Origin of the sequence: Jannaschia faecimaris (assembly GCF_900107415.1) — a bacterium.
In the GTDB taxonomy this organism is placed as follows: domain Bacteria; phylum Pseudomonadota; class Alphaproteobacteria; order Rhodobacterales; family Rhodobacteraceae; genus Jannaschia; species Jannaschia faecimaris.
Map to the genome: position 1 here is coordinate 210,361 of NZ_FNPX01000001.1, position 14,773 is coordinate 225,133.

Consider the following 14,773-nt stretch of genomic DNA (forward strand, 5'->3'; position numbering starts at 1 on the left):
ACGACCTTTGCGACCACGACTTCCTGCCCTGGCGGTTCTTTGGGCGTGCCCACGGGGTTCAGGCGGGCGGCTGATCCGCCATGACACCCCGAACACCCTATTCCGAATTTCTATCCGCGGGAGACTCCGCAATGACCGGCCAAACCACCAAAGCAAGAACACTTTACGACAAGATCTGGGACGCGCACCTGGCGCATGAAGCCGATGACGGCACATCCCTGCTGTATATCGACCGTCACCTCGTACACGAAGTGACCAGCCCCCAGGCATTCGAAGGCCTGCGCATGGCCGGCCGCACCGTGCACGCACCCGACAAGACCATCGCCGTACCAGACCATAACGTCCCCACGACGCTGGACCGCGCGAATGCCGCGACGATGACGGAAGACAGCCGCATCCAGGTCGAGGCGCTGGACAAGAACGCCAAGGACTTCGGTATCCATTACTACCCCGTGTCCGACGTCCGTCAGGGCATCGTGCATATCGTCGGGCCAGAGCAAGGCTGGACCTTGCCCGGCATGACCGTGGTCTGCGGCGACAGCCACACGGCCACGCATGGGGCATTTGGCGCGCTTGCACACGGCATCGGCACTTCGGAGGTGGAGCACGTTCTGGCCACTCAGACCCTGATCCAGAAGAAGTCCAAGAACATGAAAGTCGAGATCACCGGCAAGCTGCGCCCCGGCGTCACGGCCAAGGACATCACCCTGTCGGTCATCGGCAAGACCGGTACCGCCGGCGGCACCGGCTATGTCATCGAGTACTGCGGTGAAGCGATCCGCGACCTGTCGATGGAAGGCCGCATGACCGTCTGCAACATGGCGATTGAGGGTGGCGCGCGCGCCGGTCTGATTGCACCCGATGAGAAGACTTTCGAGTACTGCAAGGGCCGCCCTCACGCACCCAAAGGCGCGCAGTGGGAGGCCGCGCTGGCCTGGTGGAAGACGCTCAAATCCGACGATGACGCGCATTGGGACATGGTCGTCACGCTCGCTGGCGAAGATATCGCTCCGGTCGTGACCTGGGGCACCTCACCCGAGGATGTCCTGCCAATCACCGCGACGGTCCCAGCGGCCAGCGACTTCACCGGCGGCAAGGTCGATGCGGCGCAACGATCGCTGGATTATATGGGTCTGACTCCCGGAATGCCCCTCAGCGAGGTTGAGATCGACACGGTCTTCATCGGCTCCTGCACCAACGGCCGGATCGAGGATCTGCGCGCCGCAGCAGCCATCCTGAAGGGCAAGAAGATCAAGGACGGCATGCGCGCCATGGTCGTTCCCGGTTCGGGCCTGGTCCGTGCGCAGGCCGAGGAAGAGGGCTTGGCCGACATCTTCAAGGAGGCCGGATTCGAATGGCGCCTGGCCGGCTGCTCTATGTGCCTTGCCATGAACCCGGACCAACTGTCCCCTGGCGAGCGTTGCGCCGCCACGTCGAACCGCAATTTCGAGGGCCGTCAGGGCCGCGGCGGGCGCACCCACCTGATGTCGCCGGCGATGGCTGCGGCTGCGGCGGTGACAGGCAAGCTGACCGACGTGCGCGAAATGATGTAACCCCGTCAGCGGGCTGATGTAACCGGGGCCTTGCAAATGGCCCCGGGTTCCGAAGTGGCCGGGCGGGACGGAGTCCCCGATTTCAAGGAAGTCGCCCCGGTGCCTGCCAGTCAGTTCGAGGCGAGATTGATCGACGGCGTGAAGGCCATCAGGTTGCCCAGCATCACGTAGTCGCCCTCTGCTTCGCATGTCGGCAGGGTCAGCATCAGATCCTGCGTCCGGGTCGTATCATCGGCGGGAATGAAGATCGTTCCCGCGACAACCTTCTGACCGCAGTTCTCGGCCAGAATCGGGGCTTCGATGCTGACGGTGGCGGCCTGAGCGGCAGGCGCGGTGTAGACCAGCGCGACATTAGCCTGCGCTAGGTCGGCATCGCCCAGAATCGTCATATATCCGCCGTTACCTGTGAGCGCGCGCGCGGCGTCCCTCGGCTTCAATTGGGAGACATGCGCTTCACTTCCATAGATTGCGGCGGCGTCTTCGAATGCGTGCATTTCAAGACCCAAATTGCCCTGCCAATAAAGAACGGCGCGGTTGTAATCACCCATGTCGCGCACTTCCGTCAGGAGGCTGACCGGCGGATGGTCTTCCACGACAACAGCGACGGTTGCGGCCGCTGAAAGGGCTGGCAACTCCAGATCGATCCCACCGTCAGAGTCGAGCGTGAAGGCGGTTTGAAGGTCACCCTGAAAGATGTCGACGCGGGAACCGGCGTCGCAAGGGGCCAGAATTTTCAGCGCGATGATGGCGCCGGCGCGGGCCGTGGCCGTTGCCGCCACATCACAATCCACGCTCACCACAGGGGCCTGCGCCTCGATCTCGGCATCAGATATGGTCAGTTCCGCGGGCGCGACGGGCGTCGGTGGTGGCGTGGGGTCGGCAACTGCCTGCGTCTGCTGGAGAGCCTGTACCCCGCTGATCCGTGTCGGAGGCAGTTGCGCCACCGCCGGTGGTTCCTGCGGGAGCTTGGGGAGGGCACCGGGACCAGACTTCAATTGCGCCGGACCCTGCAGGATCGCCGATACCTGGACCGGATCGGCACCAAGAAACGTCACTCCACCGAAAATTCCCGTCGCGACAACGGAAAGGCCGACAGCAGCGAGCCGGACCGGGCCCTGCGCCTTGATCGCAGACAAAGGCTGGTACTTTGATCCGGTAGACGAAGCGGCCTGAACGGCACTAGGCTGATTATTGTCAAGCGCGTCGAATTCTTCCTGGGTCATCGGTTCAGTCCTCGGAAACATGGCGTTACCGAGGGGGTGTCAGGAAAATCAGGCGATTCTTGGGAATCTGCCGCACTATTCAGCGACGGCGCTGTACGGGATGTCTCGTTGTCGCCCCGGATAAAACCGGGACGACAGGCGTTTGAAGAGGCTCAGTAGGCCCCGTGGCAGTGTTTGAACTTCTTGCCCGATCCGCACGGACACAAGTCGTTGCGTCCCGGGTTGCCCCATGTCTTTGGATCGCCTTCGTCAAAGTCGGAGGCGGCCTCAAGGACATCGGCCTGCAGCGGGGTGGCGACCGGAGCTGCGGCCTCTGCCCCACCGTTTTCGGCAGGTGGGGCAGGTGTCGCGGATACGGCGGGTTGGCCCTGCGCGGCGCGCTGCTGGGCGACCAATTGCTCCATCATCTGCTTGCGCTCGTCCTCCGAGAGCGGACGCACCTTCGACAGCTTCTTGGTAACCTCGACCCGGAGACTGTCGAGCATCGTCTCGAACAATTGGAAGCCCTCGGTCTTGTACTCGTTCAGCGGGTCACGCTGCGCGTAGCCCCGGAAGCCCACGACCGACCGCAAATGCTCCAGCGTCAAGAGATGGTCACGCCATTTGCCGTCGATCGTCTGCAACAGGAACTGCTTCTCGATCTGGCGCATCTGCTCCTCGCCGAAGGCGTCAAGTTTCTCGGCCATCAGTTTGTCGGCCTCCTCATAGAGGCGTTCGCGCACGACCTCCTGATCGACACCGTCCTCCTCGGCCCAGGCCATGACCGGAGCATCGACATTCAGCGTCTCGATTACAGCGGCATAGAGGCCCTTGGCATCCCATTGATCGGCATATGACTTCGGCGGCAAGTAGGTATCGACCAAGTCGTCGATCACCTGTTGGCGCATGTCCTCCGCGATTTCACCGATGTCTTCGGCGTCCATGATTTCCAGGCGTTGCTCGAACACGGCCTTACGCTGGTCGTTCATCACGTCATCGAACTTCAACAGCTGCTTGCGCATGTCGAAATTACGCCCCTCGACCTTGGCCTGTGCGCGCTCCAACGACTTGTTCACCCACGGGTGCACAATCGCCTCGCCTTCTTTCATGCCAAGGGTGTTGAGCACCTTTTCCAGACGCTCCGACCCGAAAATCCGCATCAGGTCATCGTCCAGCGACAGGAAGAACACGGACCGCCCCGGGTCGCCCTGACGGCCGGACCGGCCGCGCAACTGGTTGTCGATGCGGCGGCTTTCATGGCGTTCGGTCGCCAGAACGAACAGGCCGCCCGCATCCAGAACCTTCTGCTTGTCGGCGGCATGTTCGGCTTCGATTCGTGTGCGGACCTCGTCGGGGTGGGCATCTGGGTCGGCTGCCAGTGCCTCAAGGACCTTCATCTCGACGTTTCCGCCCAACTGGATGTCGGTCCCGCGTCCGGCCATGTTCGTGGCGATGGTGATAGCACCCGGCTTGCCTGCGTCTGCGATGATCTGCGCTTCCTGCTCGTGCTGGCGAGCATTCAGAACATTATGCGTCAGGCCATCGGTCGTCAGCAGCTGGGACAGCATCTCGGACTTTTCGATGGATGTTGTTCCGACCAGCACGGGCTGGCCTTTTTCGTGGGCCTTCTTGATCTCGATCACGACCGCTTCGTACTTCTCGCGCGCAGTTCGATACACTTGGTCGTGCTCGTCTTCGCGGGCGATGGGCCGGTTCGTCGGCACTTCGACCACGCCCAGACCATAGATCGACATGAACTCCTCGGCCTCGGTCGCCGCGGTGCCAGTCATTCCGGAAAGCTTGTCATACAGACGGAAGTAATTCTGGAACGTCACCGATGCCAAGGTCACGTTTTCGGGCTGGATGGCGACGCCTTCCTTTGCCTCGATCGCTTGGTGCAGGCCGTCCGACAGGCGGCGACCGGCCATCATGCGGCCGGTGAATTCGTCGATCAGGACGACCTCGTCGTTGCGCACGATGTAGTTCTGATCCTTCTGGAACAACTTGTGCGCGCGAAGGCCCTGGTTGACGTGGTGCACGATAGTCGTCGACTCGGGGTCATAGAGCGACTGATCCTCGGGCAGGATCCCGGCGGTGACCAAACGTTGTTCCAGCCATTCGTTGCCCTCGTCGGTGAACTGGACTGACCGCTGTTTTTCGTCCTTGGTGAAATGCTCGTCCTTGATTTCGGGGATCAGACGGTCGACGCGGGTATAAAGGTCGCTGCGGTCTTCGGACGGGCCCGAAATGATCAGCGGAGTGCGCGCCTCGTCGATCAGGATGGAGTCCACCTCGTCCACGATCGCGAAATTGTGCCCGCGCTGCGCCATGTCAGCCTTGGTGGCCCGCATGTTGTCGCGCAGGTAATCGAAGCCCAGTTCGTTGTTGGTGGCATAGGTGATATCGGCCTTGTAAGCCGCGCGCTTCTCGTCATCGGGCTGCTGCGGGACGACCACGCCGGTGGTCATGCCAAGCGCGGAATATACCTTGGCCATCCACTCCGCGTCGCGCCGCGCAAGGTAGTCGTTAACGGTGACGACGTGAACGCCCTTGCCCGACAGCGCGTTCAGATACGCCGGGAAGGTCGCGACGAGGGTCTTGCCCTCCCCGGTCTTCATCTCGGAGATGTTACCCTGATGCAGGAAGATCCCGCCCAGCAACTGCGTGTCGAAAGCGCGCAGACCAAGAGCCCGCCGCGCGGCTTCCCGGCAGTTGGCAAAGGCCTCGGGCAGCAGCGCGTCCAGGCTCTCGCCCTTGTGCGCACGGGCGGAAAGCGCCTCTGTCCGCTCCTTGATCTGGTCGTCCGAAAGCTTTTCGAACTCCGGCTCCAGCGCGTTGATCTGATCGACGATCTTCAGGGTCGCCTTGACCTTACGGTCGTTGGGTGTTCCGAGCACCTTCTTCGCGATTGCACCAAGTCCAAGCATCTGTCGTCCTGCCTCTCGCGCCCTTGCCGACCGCGCGAACGCCCCATATCAGAAGGGGGAAATCACGGACGGGCGCGGTGAAAATAAGTCCTCACCGCACTTAAGACCGGCCCCCACGGGTGTCAACGAACGCCCCCCGCGGGACGCATCGAAACAATGGCCAACCTGGCCTGAAAGGATCGAAATGAAACATCTTCTGATCGGCGTAGCCGCGCTGGCACTGACAACGCCGGTTTTTGCCGACGGTCATTCCGAAGTCACAGCCGACACCGTTCTCGCCACTGTCAACGGCACCGAGATCACGCTGGGCCATGTCATCGCCCTGCGCGAGCGCCTGCCGGCACAGTATCAGCAACTGCCCGATGACGTGCTGTACCAAGGCATGTTGGACCAGATCATTCAGCAGCAGATCTTAGCCGACGCCGCCGAAACGACCAAGGTCACGGAAGTTGGGCTTGCCAACGAAATGCGTGCCTACATCGCTAGTCAGGAGCTGGACCGTCTGGCAGCGCAACCGGTCGAAGAAGAGGCTGTACAGGCCGCCTACGACGCCGAATACGGAGACGCCGAAGCGGCCCCTGAATTCAACGCCAGCCACATCCTGGTGGAAACCGAGGAGGAGGCGATCGCCCTTATTACCTCGCTAGACGACGGGGCCGACTTCGGGGAACTTGCGCGCGAGAAGTCGACGGGACCGTCGGGTCCAAACGGCGGTCAACTGGGCTGGTTCGGACCGGGCATGATGGTTCCCAGCTTTGAGCAGGCCGTGGTCGACATGGAGCCCGGCACCGTCTCCGCCCCGGTGCAGACGCAATTCGGCTGGCACGTCATCAAGCTGAACGAAACCCGGCAGCAGGAGATCCCAGCCCTCGAACAGGTCCGCTCCGAGTTGGAAGAACTGGTCCGCAGTGCCATGGTTGAAGCCGCGCTGGCCGAGCTAACACAGGCCGCTGACGTGACCCGGGAAGACGTTGAAGTCGACCCGACCATGATCCGCAACCAAGACCTTCTGTCGGAGTGATATGATGGGCAAAACCGGGAAGAAGACGGCCAAGGGCGACGCCAAGAAAACGAAGCCTCCCAAGAAGAAGCACCTTCTTGCGCGCATTGCGGAGCTGGAGGCGCAGCTGAAAGGCCCGAAGGGGCCGCTGGTCTCGCCGCTGGCCCCCGACTTCCCGGAGTTGCCCGTCATCGACGGCGTACGTTTCGCGACGGCGCAGGCGGGCGTCAAATCCGGCTTCAAGGAGGGCGGCCGCCCCGATGTCATGATGGCGGAAATCGCGGCCGGGTCAGCTATGGCGGGCGTTTTCACTACTTCGGCCACACGGTCGGCGGCCGTGCGCGACTGCCAGGCCAAACTCAAGAAGCGCGCAGCCTCGGGCGGTTGGGCCATCCTTGTGAACTCCGGCAATTCCAACGCGTTTACCGGTGCGGTCGGCGACACGGCGGTCGACGCGATCTGCACAGGCGTCAGTCATGCCCTCGGCCTGCCGGCCAGCCGCGTCCTGACATCCTCCACCGGGGTGATCGGCGAGCCGCTGCCCCACGAGCGTATCACCGCCGTTCTGGACGGGCTGGCCACCCAACTGGAGGCTGGTGGCATGGGCACGGCCGCCAGGGCCATCATGACGACCGACACGTTCCCCAAGGGCGCAACCCGCACCGTGGAGCTGGACGGAAAGACCGTCACCATCGCGGGCATCGCCAAAGGGTCGGGCATGATCGCGCCGGATATGGCCACGATGCTGGCCTATGTCTTCACCGACGCCAGGATCGGCGACCGCGCATTGCAGACGATGGTTTCGGACCTGACGAAATCGACATTCAACGCGGTGACCGTGGACAGCGACACCTCTACCTCCGACACGATGATAGTCGCGGCAACGGGCAAGGCCGGAAATGCGGAAATCACCTCCGCCCGCACAAAGGCAGGCAAGGACTTCAAGGAAGCCCTGCACGCGATTCTGCGCGACTTGGCCTTGCAACTGGTGATGGATGGCGAAGGAGCCACCAAACTGGTTGAAGTTCAGGTGACAGGGGCCGCGAATGCGCTGGACGCCCGCCGCGTGGCCTCCGCCATCGCCAACAGCCCGCTGGTCAAGACGGCCATCGCCGGCGAAGACCCGAACTGGGGCCGCGTCGTCATGGCCGTCGGCAAATCAGGTGCCCGCGCCGACCGTGACAGGTTGACCATCCGGTTCGGCGATATCGTCGTGGCACAAGAAGGCCAGCGCAGCCCTGACTACACCGAGGAAGCCGGGGCCAGCTACATGAAGCGGGACCGCATCCTTCTGTCCGTCGACCTGGGTCTGGGCACCGCCAGCGACACGATGTGGACCTGCGACCTGACCTATCGGTATATCGAAATCAACGCAGATTACCGGTCTTGACGGGTCTTCCCCGATGAAGTCGGTCCTTGTCTCGGCAGTGGCCCTCGTCGATCCGGACGGCCGCGTTTTGTTGGCGCAGCGCCCACCGGGCAAGGCGATGGCTGGCCTGTGGGAATTTCCGGGAGGCAAGGTCGAAGCAGGCGAAACCCCCGAAGCCGCCCTGATCCGCGAATTGCAGGAGGAGCTGGGGATCGATACCTGGGCCAGTTGCCTTGCCCCATTGACGTTCGCGTCGCATTCCTATGACGACTTTCACCTGCTGATGCCCCTGTTCATTTGCCGCAAGTGGCAAGGTCAACCCGTGGCGCGCGAGGGGCAGGTCCTGAAATGGGCCCGCCCCAAGGATCTGCGAGATTATCCCATGCCGGCGGCGGATATTCCCTTGATCCCGATCTTGCGCGATTGGCTTTGAGACCCGAACCGCGGATCAAAAAGTTATTATTTCGATTATTTTTTACTTCCTTTGAGCGAGAGTTGCCTTAAAAAGGGGTATAATAACGCACGCCAAAGGAGGACGTGGCATGCTCAAAACGATCGTGATCGGTAATCACCTGTCGATCCAGGGTACGCTTGTAGAGATGTTGACGGACGGCCTTTGCCGCGTCCGCGTCGGGACTCAGATCTTTACCGGACGTCTGATCAGCGCCTGATCGGACGCCAGATTCCAAGTAAAAGGCCCCGGAGATTGCTCTCTCCGGGGCCTTTTACGCGTCGGTTCGCGAAGCCCGTTCGTCAGACCCAGCCCTTCAGGTTATCGTCGATGATCGAGCACAGCGCATCGATGTGATCATCGTCATCGTTTAGACACGGGATGTAGTGGAAATGCTCGCCCCCGGCCTCTTCGAAGCTTTCCTTGATCTCTTCGTTGATCTCTTCCAGCGTCTCGATGCAATCAGCCGAGAAAGCGGGCGCGCAGACGGCGATGTTCTTCATACCGTCCTCCTCGGCAAGACGGGCAACTTCTTCCACGGTGTAGGGCTTAAGCCACTCCTCGGGTCCGAACTTCGACTGGAATGTCGTCTTTATCTTGTGTTCGGGCCAGCCCAGCTTTTCGCGCAGAAGGCGCGTCGTTTTCTGGCATTGGCAGTGGTACGGATCACCCTGCATCAGGTACCGCTTGGGCACACCGTGGTAGGAACACACCAGAATATCCGGCTCCACGTCCATGTTGTCATACGCCCGCTTCACCGACCCGGCGAGCGCGGCGATATAGCGGTCGTCGTTGTAATATGGGGCCACAGTGCGGGCATTCGGCTGCCACGTCAGCTTCATCAGCGCGCGATAGAACTGGTCGATGGCCGTGGCCGATGTCGCACCCGCGTAATGCGGATACAGCGGGAAGAAGACGATCCGGTCACAGCCTGCGGCCTGCATCTCCTCGACCTTGGAAATGGTCGATGGATTGCCATAGCGCATGCAGTAATCGACCATGACATCCGCGCCGTAAGTCTTCTTCATACGCTCCTTGATCGCGGCGGTCTGCGCCTTGGTGATCGTGGCGAGCGGGCTTTCTCCCGCGTCGTGGTTCCAGATCGACTTGTAGGCAGCACCCGATCGGAACGGCCGTGACGTCAGGATCACGCCCTGCAGGAGCGGTTGCCAAAGGAAAGGCGAGTAGTCGATGACCCGGCGGTCGGACAAGAACTCCGACAGGTAGCGGCGCATCGACCAATAATCGTAACCGTCGGGCGTCCCGAGATTCGCCAGTAGCACGCCCACCTTGCCCATACGAACCTTGGGGTGATCGGCGGGCGCGTGCGGCAGCGGATGGAAGCCCATGTCATTCATCTGTTCTATCCTTTGTCAGCGCCCGATTCGGGCCCCAGTTCGGTTACGCCCAGCACGTCCGCCAAACGGGCCTGCGCCGATCCGGGGCGCAGTGGTTTCTGTTGCGTGTCCGACGGGGCCCACCCAGTCAGGAACACGATCTCGAAAGTGGCACGAATGCCGTCCCCATCAGGAAAGGCGTCACGATACATACGGTCGGCGCGCGCGAACAGTTCACGCGGCGGGGTGCGACGATGCCGCGCGGCCAAAGCATTCGTCTCGCCCATGGCCCGCAGGTCGCGGGCAAGATGCGCAATGTCGCGATAGCGAACGGCGATCGGTTGGCGGTCTGCCACCGGCAGCGCCAGCCCGGCCCGCCCCAGAAGTGCGCCAAGGTCACGGATTTCACCCATCGGGACCACGCGGGGCGAGAGGCCGCCCATCACCTCGGCTTCCGCCTGCGCAAGTGCCGCGCGCAACTCCACCAGTGTCTCCCCACCCAGCGTCGCAACCAGAAGCAGGCCATCTTCGCGCAGCGCGCGGCGGCACTGGATCAACTGACCAACTGGGTCATCCGCCCAGTGCAGACACATGGCGTGGACGACCAGGTCATGCGCCCCAGGCTCCAAGGCCAAGGTCTCGGCCGCAGGGACCACCTTCGCGCCGGGAACGGCACAGTCCCAGACATACGGGTGGGCCGTCACGATCGCGGGGGACGTAAACGTCCTGTTAACGTCTTTGAGTCTTTCCTGAACCTCGTCGATTGCGGCTTCGTGCAGGAACCATGCGGAGCCGTCCGCGCGAGCGCGGTGCTGGGCCAGAGCCTTGGGGTCGGTCAGTTTCAGTTGCACCATGCAGGGGGAGTTAGGTCATGCAGGTTGCGTTGCAAAGGGTTGGCGGGCGCGCAATGGGCGCAATTCGTGACGCGCTTTACCCCGTGACCTGCATGATGTGCGACAGTCGCGTTGAGGAGGACGGCGCGCTATGCCCCACCTGCTGGTCCGACACGCCGTTTTTGTCGGGGGCCTGCTGTGACCTTTGCGGCACCAAGTTACCGGGCGATGAGGCAGGCGTGTCGCATTGTGACGGATGCCTCGCGTCGGGCCGACCATGGGAGGAAGGCCGGGCGGCGCTGGTCTACGGCGCGACCGGACGGCGGATAGTCCTCGCGCTCAAGCATGGCGACCGGACCGAACTGGCTTCGGGCGCGGCGCGGTGGATGCACAGACGGTCGCGGGATATCCTGACACCAGAAACTCTCCTTGTGCCTGTTCCAGTCCACCGCTGGCGTCTGCTCCGGCGACGCTACAACCAGGCGGCGCTGCTGGCGCAATCGCTCGCCAGATTGACGGGCGGACCGTGCGATCCGATGGCACTGACCCGGCATCGCCAGACTCTCAGTCAGGATCACCGCTCTGTCGCGGATCGATTCGCCAATCTTGTCGATGCGATTTCGGTCACGCCGAGCGCGGATGTCTGGGGTCGTCATATCGCCCTGGTCGATGACGTGATGACCTCGGGGGCGACCCTGGCGTGCTGTGCCGATGTCCTGCGGCGGGCTGGGGCTACACGTATAAGTGTGCTGGTCCTGGCGCGCGTTGCGAAGGATGGGTGACAGCTTATATGCAGGGCTGACAGCCATCTTAGGAGCCATCCCTGTGAAATCCGTCGAAGTCTACACCCAGCCGCGCTGCGGCTTCTGCACCGCCGCAATCCGCCTTCTGGCCAAGAAGGGTGTGCCCGTTAACGAAATCGACGTCAGCCGGGGACCGAATCGCCGGGCCGAGATGATGCAGCGCGCCAAGGGTCGCCACACCACGCCCCAGATCTTCATCGGCGATACCCATGTGGGCGGCTGCGATGATCTTTTCGCCCTTCAGGGCACGGGCAAGCTCGACGCGATGCTACGGGACTGATGCGCCTCGGGCTTCTGCAGACGTCGGCCTCCGACGAACCCGGTGCGAACCTGACGGCGACGCTTGACCTGTTGTCGGACGCAGTCGCACAGGGTGCGGAGTTCGTCCTCACGCCCGAGGTGACGAATTGTGTCTCGACCGACCGCGCGCACCAGAAGTCGGTCCTGATGCCCGAGCCGCGGGATCCCACCCTGGCCGGCCTGCGCAAGGCCGCCGCGGACCACGGCATCTGGCTGCTAATCGGGTCGCTTGCACTGCGCACGGCCGACCCGCAGGGCCGCTTTGCAAATCGATCGGTCCTGATCGACCCGACGGGCAAGATTGCGGCGCGCTATGACAAGATCCACATGTTCGACGTGACCGTCTCGGAGACGGAAACCTACCGCGAATCCGCTGGATACCGCCCCGGGACCCGCGCGACGCTGGCGGCCACGCCTTGGGGCAAACTGGGAATGACGATCTGTTACGATGTGCGCTTTCCAGAGCTTTACCGGCGACTTGCGCAGGCAGGAGCGTCTTTTCTGACGGTTCCGTCGGCGTTTTCACCGGTTACCGGAGCGGCACATTGGGAAACCCTTTTGCGGGCCCGCGCAATCGAGACGGGTTGCTTCGTTCTGGCCCCCGCGCAGACGGGCGATCATGCCGCATCGGCAGGCAAGCCACGAAGAACCTATGGTCATTCCATGATTGTCGACCCTTGGGGAAAAGTCCTGCTTGACGCGGGCTCCGACACCGGGGCCTACGTAACCGAGATAGATCCCTCCGCCGTAGACGCGGCGCGCGCGCGCGTGCCGTCGATCGCCGCGGACCAACCGTGGGATGGCCCATGACTGACGAGTCGGACAAGCTGGCAGTCGCGCTCTTCAGCGAAATGCTGATCGCCGAACAGCTTGTCCGCGCCCGCCTGTCGCGTGCCCTGCCAAAGGGGATGGAATTGTCGCATTTCACCGTGCTGAACTATCTGGCGCAAACCCCGGTGGAGCGAAGCCCGGCCGACCTGGCCCGCGTTTTCCACCTGACGCGGGGGGCCATGACCAACACCTTGGCGAAACTGGAATGGGCAGGCCACGTGCACGTCCGCCCCGATTGGGACGACGCCAGGCGCAAGCGCGTCTCCATCAGCCCCGCCGGAATCGCGGCGCGTCAGGCGGCTTTGGCCGCGATCCTGCCGATCATGTCGCAGGCCGTCGGTGACATCGGGCCGCAACGCACCCGTGCAGCCATCCCCGTGTTGCGCGAAATCCGACAGAAATTCGGCTTGCCTGAAGACCTGTGACGCCGCGCGTCAGTCGCGCCGGCGGACCATAAGCTGATTGCCTTCCTTGCGCGTCTCCAGCCGTTTGATATCGGCGATCAACTCGCTCAGCTTTCGCTTGCCATAGGTCCGCGTGTCGAAGTCCGGCACCGCCGCCACGATCGTGGACCCCAGCGCGCCCAAGGCAACCCAGTCGTCTTCCTGCTCCATCTGCTCCATTGCGCGGATGATGAGAGGCAGGGCGTCTTGTGGTTTTTGCTTGGACGACGACACCGCCGCGGCGGCCGGACCGCCAGCTGAGCCGGCCGCCTCATCCTGAAGGTTTTCAATCAGGATGAATCGGTTGCAAACGTTGCGCAGGGAAACCGGGGCCTTGCCCTCTCCGATGCCGAACACGTCCAGACCTTCCTCGCGGATACGCGAGGCGAGACGGGTAAAATCGCTGTCCGACGAAACCAGCACGAAACCGTCGAAGCGGCCCGCGTGCAGAATGTCCATCGCGTCGATCACGAGGCCAATATCGCTGGCGTTCTTGCCTTTGGTATTGGCGGTTTCCTGATGCGCCGTCAGGCCAAGTTCCAGAACCTTGTCGCCCCAGTTGCGCAATGCGCCCGACGACCAGTCACCATAGACGCGGCGCAACGCCGGCTCGCCCAGGGTGGTGATCTCCTTCAGGATCGCCTCGGCGAACTTGGCGGGGATGTTGTCGGCGTCGATCAGGACGGCAAGCAGGGGACGGTCACGCTGGGCCATGGCAAAGCTCCTTTTCGGGGACGCCTATCGAAGCGATTGCGGAGCGTCCACCGACGCATCAAAATCCGACGCGGTCGCCGCCCTTGAGGTCCAGCATCGCACGCGCCTCGGTGGGGGTTGCTACATCGAGGCCCAATGCCTCGATCATCTTGCGCGCCTTGGAAACCTGCTGTGCGTTCGTCTCGGCCAGTTTCCCCGGCCCCAGCCACAGGCTATCCTCCAGCCCGACGCGCACGTGTCCGCCCAGCGTCACGGATTGCAGCGCGATAGCCAATTGGTTCTTGCCAGCCCCCAGAACTGACCATTCGAAATCATTCCCGAATAGACGATCGGCCGTCCGCTTCATGTGCAGTACGTCCTCGGGGTGCCCGCCGATGCCGCCCAGCAGGCCAAAGACGGATTGCACGAAGAACGGCGGCTTCACCAACCCGCGATCCACGAAATGCGCCAGCGTATACAGATGCCCGATGTCGTAGCATTCGATCTCGAACCGCGTGCCGTTTTCGGCGCAAGTGGTCAGGATGTATTCGATATCGGCGAAGGTGTTGCGGAAGATCCGGTCCTTGGAACCTTCGAGGTAGGGCCGCTCCCACGCGTGCTGAAACTCTGGATATCGGTCAAGCATCGGATAAAGTCCGAAATTCATCGACCCCATGTTGAGCGATGCGACTTCGGGCGCGTAGTGCGCCGCCGGTTTCACCCGCTCGTCCACCAGCATCGTTGGCGCGCCGCCTGTCGTGATGTTGATGACCGCGTCACATCCCTGCTTGATGACGCCAAGGATCGGGGCGAAGGCCTCGGGCGACTGGTCCGGCTGGCCCGTCTCCGGGTCGCGTGCATGGACGTGAACCAACGCGGCCCCCGCCTGCGCCGCGCCGATGGCGGCCTCTGCGATCTCGGACGGGGTGATCGGCAGATGCGGCGACATCGTGGGTGTGTGGATCGCGCCGGTGACGGCGCAGGTGATCATGACCTTGCGGGGCATCGCATCCTCCTGTTTCGTAACACCG

Annotated in this window: 15 protein-coding genes; 9 read left to right on the forward strand and 6 right to left on the reverse strand. The window is 62.8% G+C overall.

Annotated features, from left to right (window positions below; all coding sequences use genetic code 11):
• Positions 1 to 131: 131 nt before the first annotated feature.
• The gene (gene leuC / locus BLV27_RS01015) at positions 132 to 1,553 is read left to right on the forward strand and encodes a 3-isopropylmalate dehydratase large subunit (RefSeq protein WP_092640950.1); all 1,422 of its coding nucleotides are present in this window, start codon (positions 132 to 134) and stop codon (positions 1,551 to 1,553) included.
• Positions 1,554 to 1,663: 110 nt separating this feature from the next.
• On the opposite strand, the gene BLV27_RS01020 is transcribed toward leuC, so the two are convergent.
• Positions 1,664 to 2,776: a hypothetical protein gene (locus BLV27_RS01020; RefSeq protein WP_092640953.1), complete on the reverse strand. Its 1,113-nt coding sequence runs from the start codon at positions 2,774 to 2,776 to the stop codon at positions 1,664 to 1,666.
• Between the two features lie 152 nt (positions 2,777 to 2,928).
• On the reverse strand, positions 2,929 to 5,682 hold the full coding sequence (gene secA / locus BLV27_RS01025) for a preprotein translocase subunit SecA (RefSeq protein ID WP_092640957.1): 2,754 nt from the start codon (positions 5,680 to 5,682) through the stop codon (positions 2,929 to 2,931).
• A 184-nt stretch (positions 5,683 to 5,866) separates the two neighbouring features.
• Between secA and BLV27_RS01030 the strand changes: the two genes are divergently transcribed.
• The 4 genes from BLV27_RS01030 (at position 5,867) to BLV27_RS19975 (ending at position 8,722) form a co-directional block, all read left to right on the forward strand.
• Positions 5,867 to 6,703 (forward strand): peptidylprolyl isomerase, encoded by an 837-nt coding sequence (locus tag BLV27_RS01030; protein WP_092640961.1) that lies wholly within the window; start codon positions 5,867 to 5,869, stop codon positions 6,701 to 6,703.
• 4 nt (positions 6,704 to 6,707) lie between these two features.
• Positions 6,708 to 8,072 carry a bifunctional glutamate N-acetyltransferase/amino-acid acetyltransferase ArgJ gene (argJ, locus tag BLV27_RS01035; protein ID WP_092642005.1) on the forward strand — a complete coding sequence of 455 codons (1,365 nt, stop codon included), beginning with the start codon at positions 6,708 to 6,710 and terminating at the stop codon, positions 8,070 to 8,072.
• A gap of 13 nt (positions 8,073 to 8,085) precedes the next feature.
• The gene (mutT, locus tag BLV27_RS01040; protein WP_092640964.1) at positions 8,086 to 8,484 is read left to right on the forward strand and encodes an 8-oxo-dGTP diphosphatase MutT; all 399 of its coding nucleotides are present in this window, start codon (positions 8,086 to 8,088) and stop codon (positions 8,482 to 8,484) included.
• Between the two features lie 109 nt (positions 8,485 to 8,593).
• The gene (locus BLV27_RS19975) at positions 8,594 to 8,722 is read left to right on the forward strand and encodes a hypothetical protein (RefSeq protein ID WP_092640967.1); all 129 of its coding nucleotides are present in this window, start codon (positions 8,594 to 8,596) and stop codon (positions 8,720 to 8,722) included.
• 82 nt (positions 8,723 to 8,804) lie between these two features.
• Here BLV27_RS19975 and hemH read toward each other — a convergent pair whose 3' ends face one another.
• Positions 8,805 to 9,860 carry a ferrochelatase gene (gene hemH / locus BLV27_RS01050; RefSeq protein ID WP_092640971.1) on the reverse strand — a complete coding sequence of 352 codons (1,056 nt, stop codon included), beginning with the start codon at positions 9,858 to 9,860 and terminating at the stop codon, positions 8,805 to 8,807.
• Positions 9,861 to 9,865: 5 nt separating this feature from the next.
• Positions 9,866 to 10,693: a methyltransferase domain-containing protein gene (locus BLV27_RS01055; protein ID WP_092640974.1), complete on the reverse strand. Its 828-nt coding sequence runs from the start codon at positions 10,691 to 10,693 to the stop codon at positions 9,866 to 9,868.
• Positions 10,694 to 10,710: 17 nt separating this feature from the next.
• Here BLV27_RS01055 and BLV27_RS01060 point away from each other — a divergent pair, with 17 nt between their 5' ends.
• From BLV27_RS01060 to BLV27_RS01075, 4 genes are read left to right on the forward strand one after another with little or no spacing between them, the layout of a single operon-like run.
• Positions 10,711 to 11,454, forward strand: a complete 744-nt coding sequence (locus tag BLV27_RS01060; RefSeq protein WP_244504494.1) for a ComF family protein — start codon at positions 10,711 to 10,713, stop codon at positions 11,452 to 11,454.
• Between the two features lie 43 nt (positions 11,455 to 11,497).
• Positions 11,498 to 11,755 (forward strand): glutaredoxin 3, encoded by a 258-nt coding sequence (gene grxC, locus BLV27_RS01065; RefSeq protein ID WP_092640977.1) that lies wholly within the window; start codon positions 11,498 to 11,500, stop codon positions 11,753 to 11,755.
• Complete coding sequence (locus BLV27_RS01070) at positions 11,755 to 12,585, forward strand: carbon-nitrogen hydrolase family protein (RefSeq protein WP_092640980.1); 831 nt, start codon at positions 11,755 to 11,757, stop codon at positions 12,583 to 12,585. Before grxC ends, BLV27_RS01070 begins: the two co-directional genes overlap by 1 nt.
• Entirely contained in the window at positions 12,582 to 13,031 is a 450-nt protein-coding gene (locus BLV27_RS01075; protein ID WP_092640983.1) for a MarR family winged helix-turn-helix transcriptional regulator, read from the forward strand. Before BLV27_RS01070 ends, BLV27_RS01075 begins: the two co-directional genes overlap by 4 nt.
• 9 nt (positions 13,032 to 13,040) lie before the next feature.
• Here the strand turns inward: BLV27_RS01075 and BLV27_RS01080 are convergent, their stop codons facing one another.
• Both BLV27_RS01080 and kce read right to left on the reverse strand, forming a co-directional pair.
• Positions 13,041 to 13,763: an NYN domain-containing protein gene (locus BLV27_RS01080; protein ID WP_092640986.1), complete on the reverse strand. Its 723-nt coding sequence runs from the start codon at positions 13,761 to 13,763 to the stop codon at positions 13,041 to 13,043.
• A gap of 58 nt (positions 13,764 to 13,821) precedes the next feature.
• Positions 13,822 to 14,748 (reverse strand): 3,5-dioxohexanoate:acetyl-CoA acetone transferase, encoded by a 927-nt coding sequence (kce, locus tag BLV27_RS01085; protein ID WP_092640989.1) that lies wholly within the window; start codon positions 14,746 to 14,748, stop codon positions 13,822 to 13,824.
• Positions 14,749 to 14,773 lie beyond the last annotated feature (25 nt).

Bases quoted from the DNA above. Each gene is read 5' to 3' on its own strand.
- leuC (WP_092640950.1), top strand. From the start codon at position 132: ATGACCGGCCAAACCACCAAAGCAAGAACACTTTACGACAAGATCTGG.
- BLV27_RS01020 (WP_092640953.1), bottom strand. From the start codon at position 2,776: ATGACCCAGGAAGAATTCGACGCGCTTGACAATAATCAGCCTAGTGCC.
- secA (WP_092640957.1), bottom strand. From the start codon at position 5,682: ATGCTTGGACTTGGTGCAATCGCGAAGAAGGTGCTCGGAACACCCAAC.
- BLV27_RS01030 (WP_092640961.1), top strand. From the start codon at position 5,867: ATGAAACATCTTCTGATCGGCGTAGCCGCGCTGGCACTGACAACGCCG.
- argJ (WP_092642005.1), top strand. From the start codon at position 6,708: ATGGGCAAAACCGGGAAGAAGACGGCCAAGGGCGACGCCAAGAAAACG.
- mutT (WP_092640964.1), top strand. From the start codon at position 8,086: ATGAAGTCGGTCCTTGTCTCGGCAGTGGCCCTCGTCGATCCGGACGGC.
- BLV27_RS19975 (WP_092640967.1), top strand. From the start codon at position 8,594: ATGCTCAAAACGATCGTGATCGGTAATCACCTGTCGATCCAGGGTACG.
- hemH (WP_092640971.1), bottom strand. From the start codon at position 9,860: ATGAATGACATGGGCTTCCATCCGCTGCCGCACGCGCCCGCCGATCAC.
- BLV27_RS01055 (WP_092640974.1), bottom strand. From the start codon at position 10,693: ATGGTGCAACTGAAACTGACCGACCCCAAGGCTCTGGCCCAGCACCGC.
- BLV27_RS01060 (WP_244504494.1), top strand. From the start codon at position 10,711: ATGCAGGTTGCGTTGCAAAGGGTTGGCGGGCGCGCAATGGGCGCAATT.
- BLV27_RS01070 (WP_092640980.1), top strand. From the start codon at position 11,755: ATGCGCCTCGGGCTTCTGCAGACGTCGGCCTCCGACGAACCCGGTGCG.
- BLV27_RS01075 (WP_092640983.1), top strand. From the start codon at position 12,582: ATGACTGACGAGTCGGACAAGCTGGCAGTCGCGCTCTTCAGCGAAATG.
- BLV27_RS01080 (WP_092640986.1), bottom strand. From the start codon at position 13,763: ATGGCCCAGCGTGACCGTCCCCTGCTTGCCGTCCTGATCGACGCCGAC.
- kce (WP_092640989.1), bottom strand. From the start codon at position 14,748: ATGCCCCGCAAGGTCATGATCACCTGCGCCGTCACCGGCGCGATCCAC.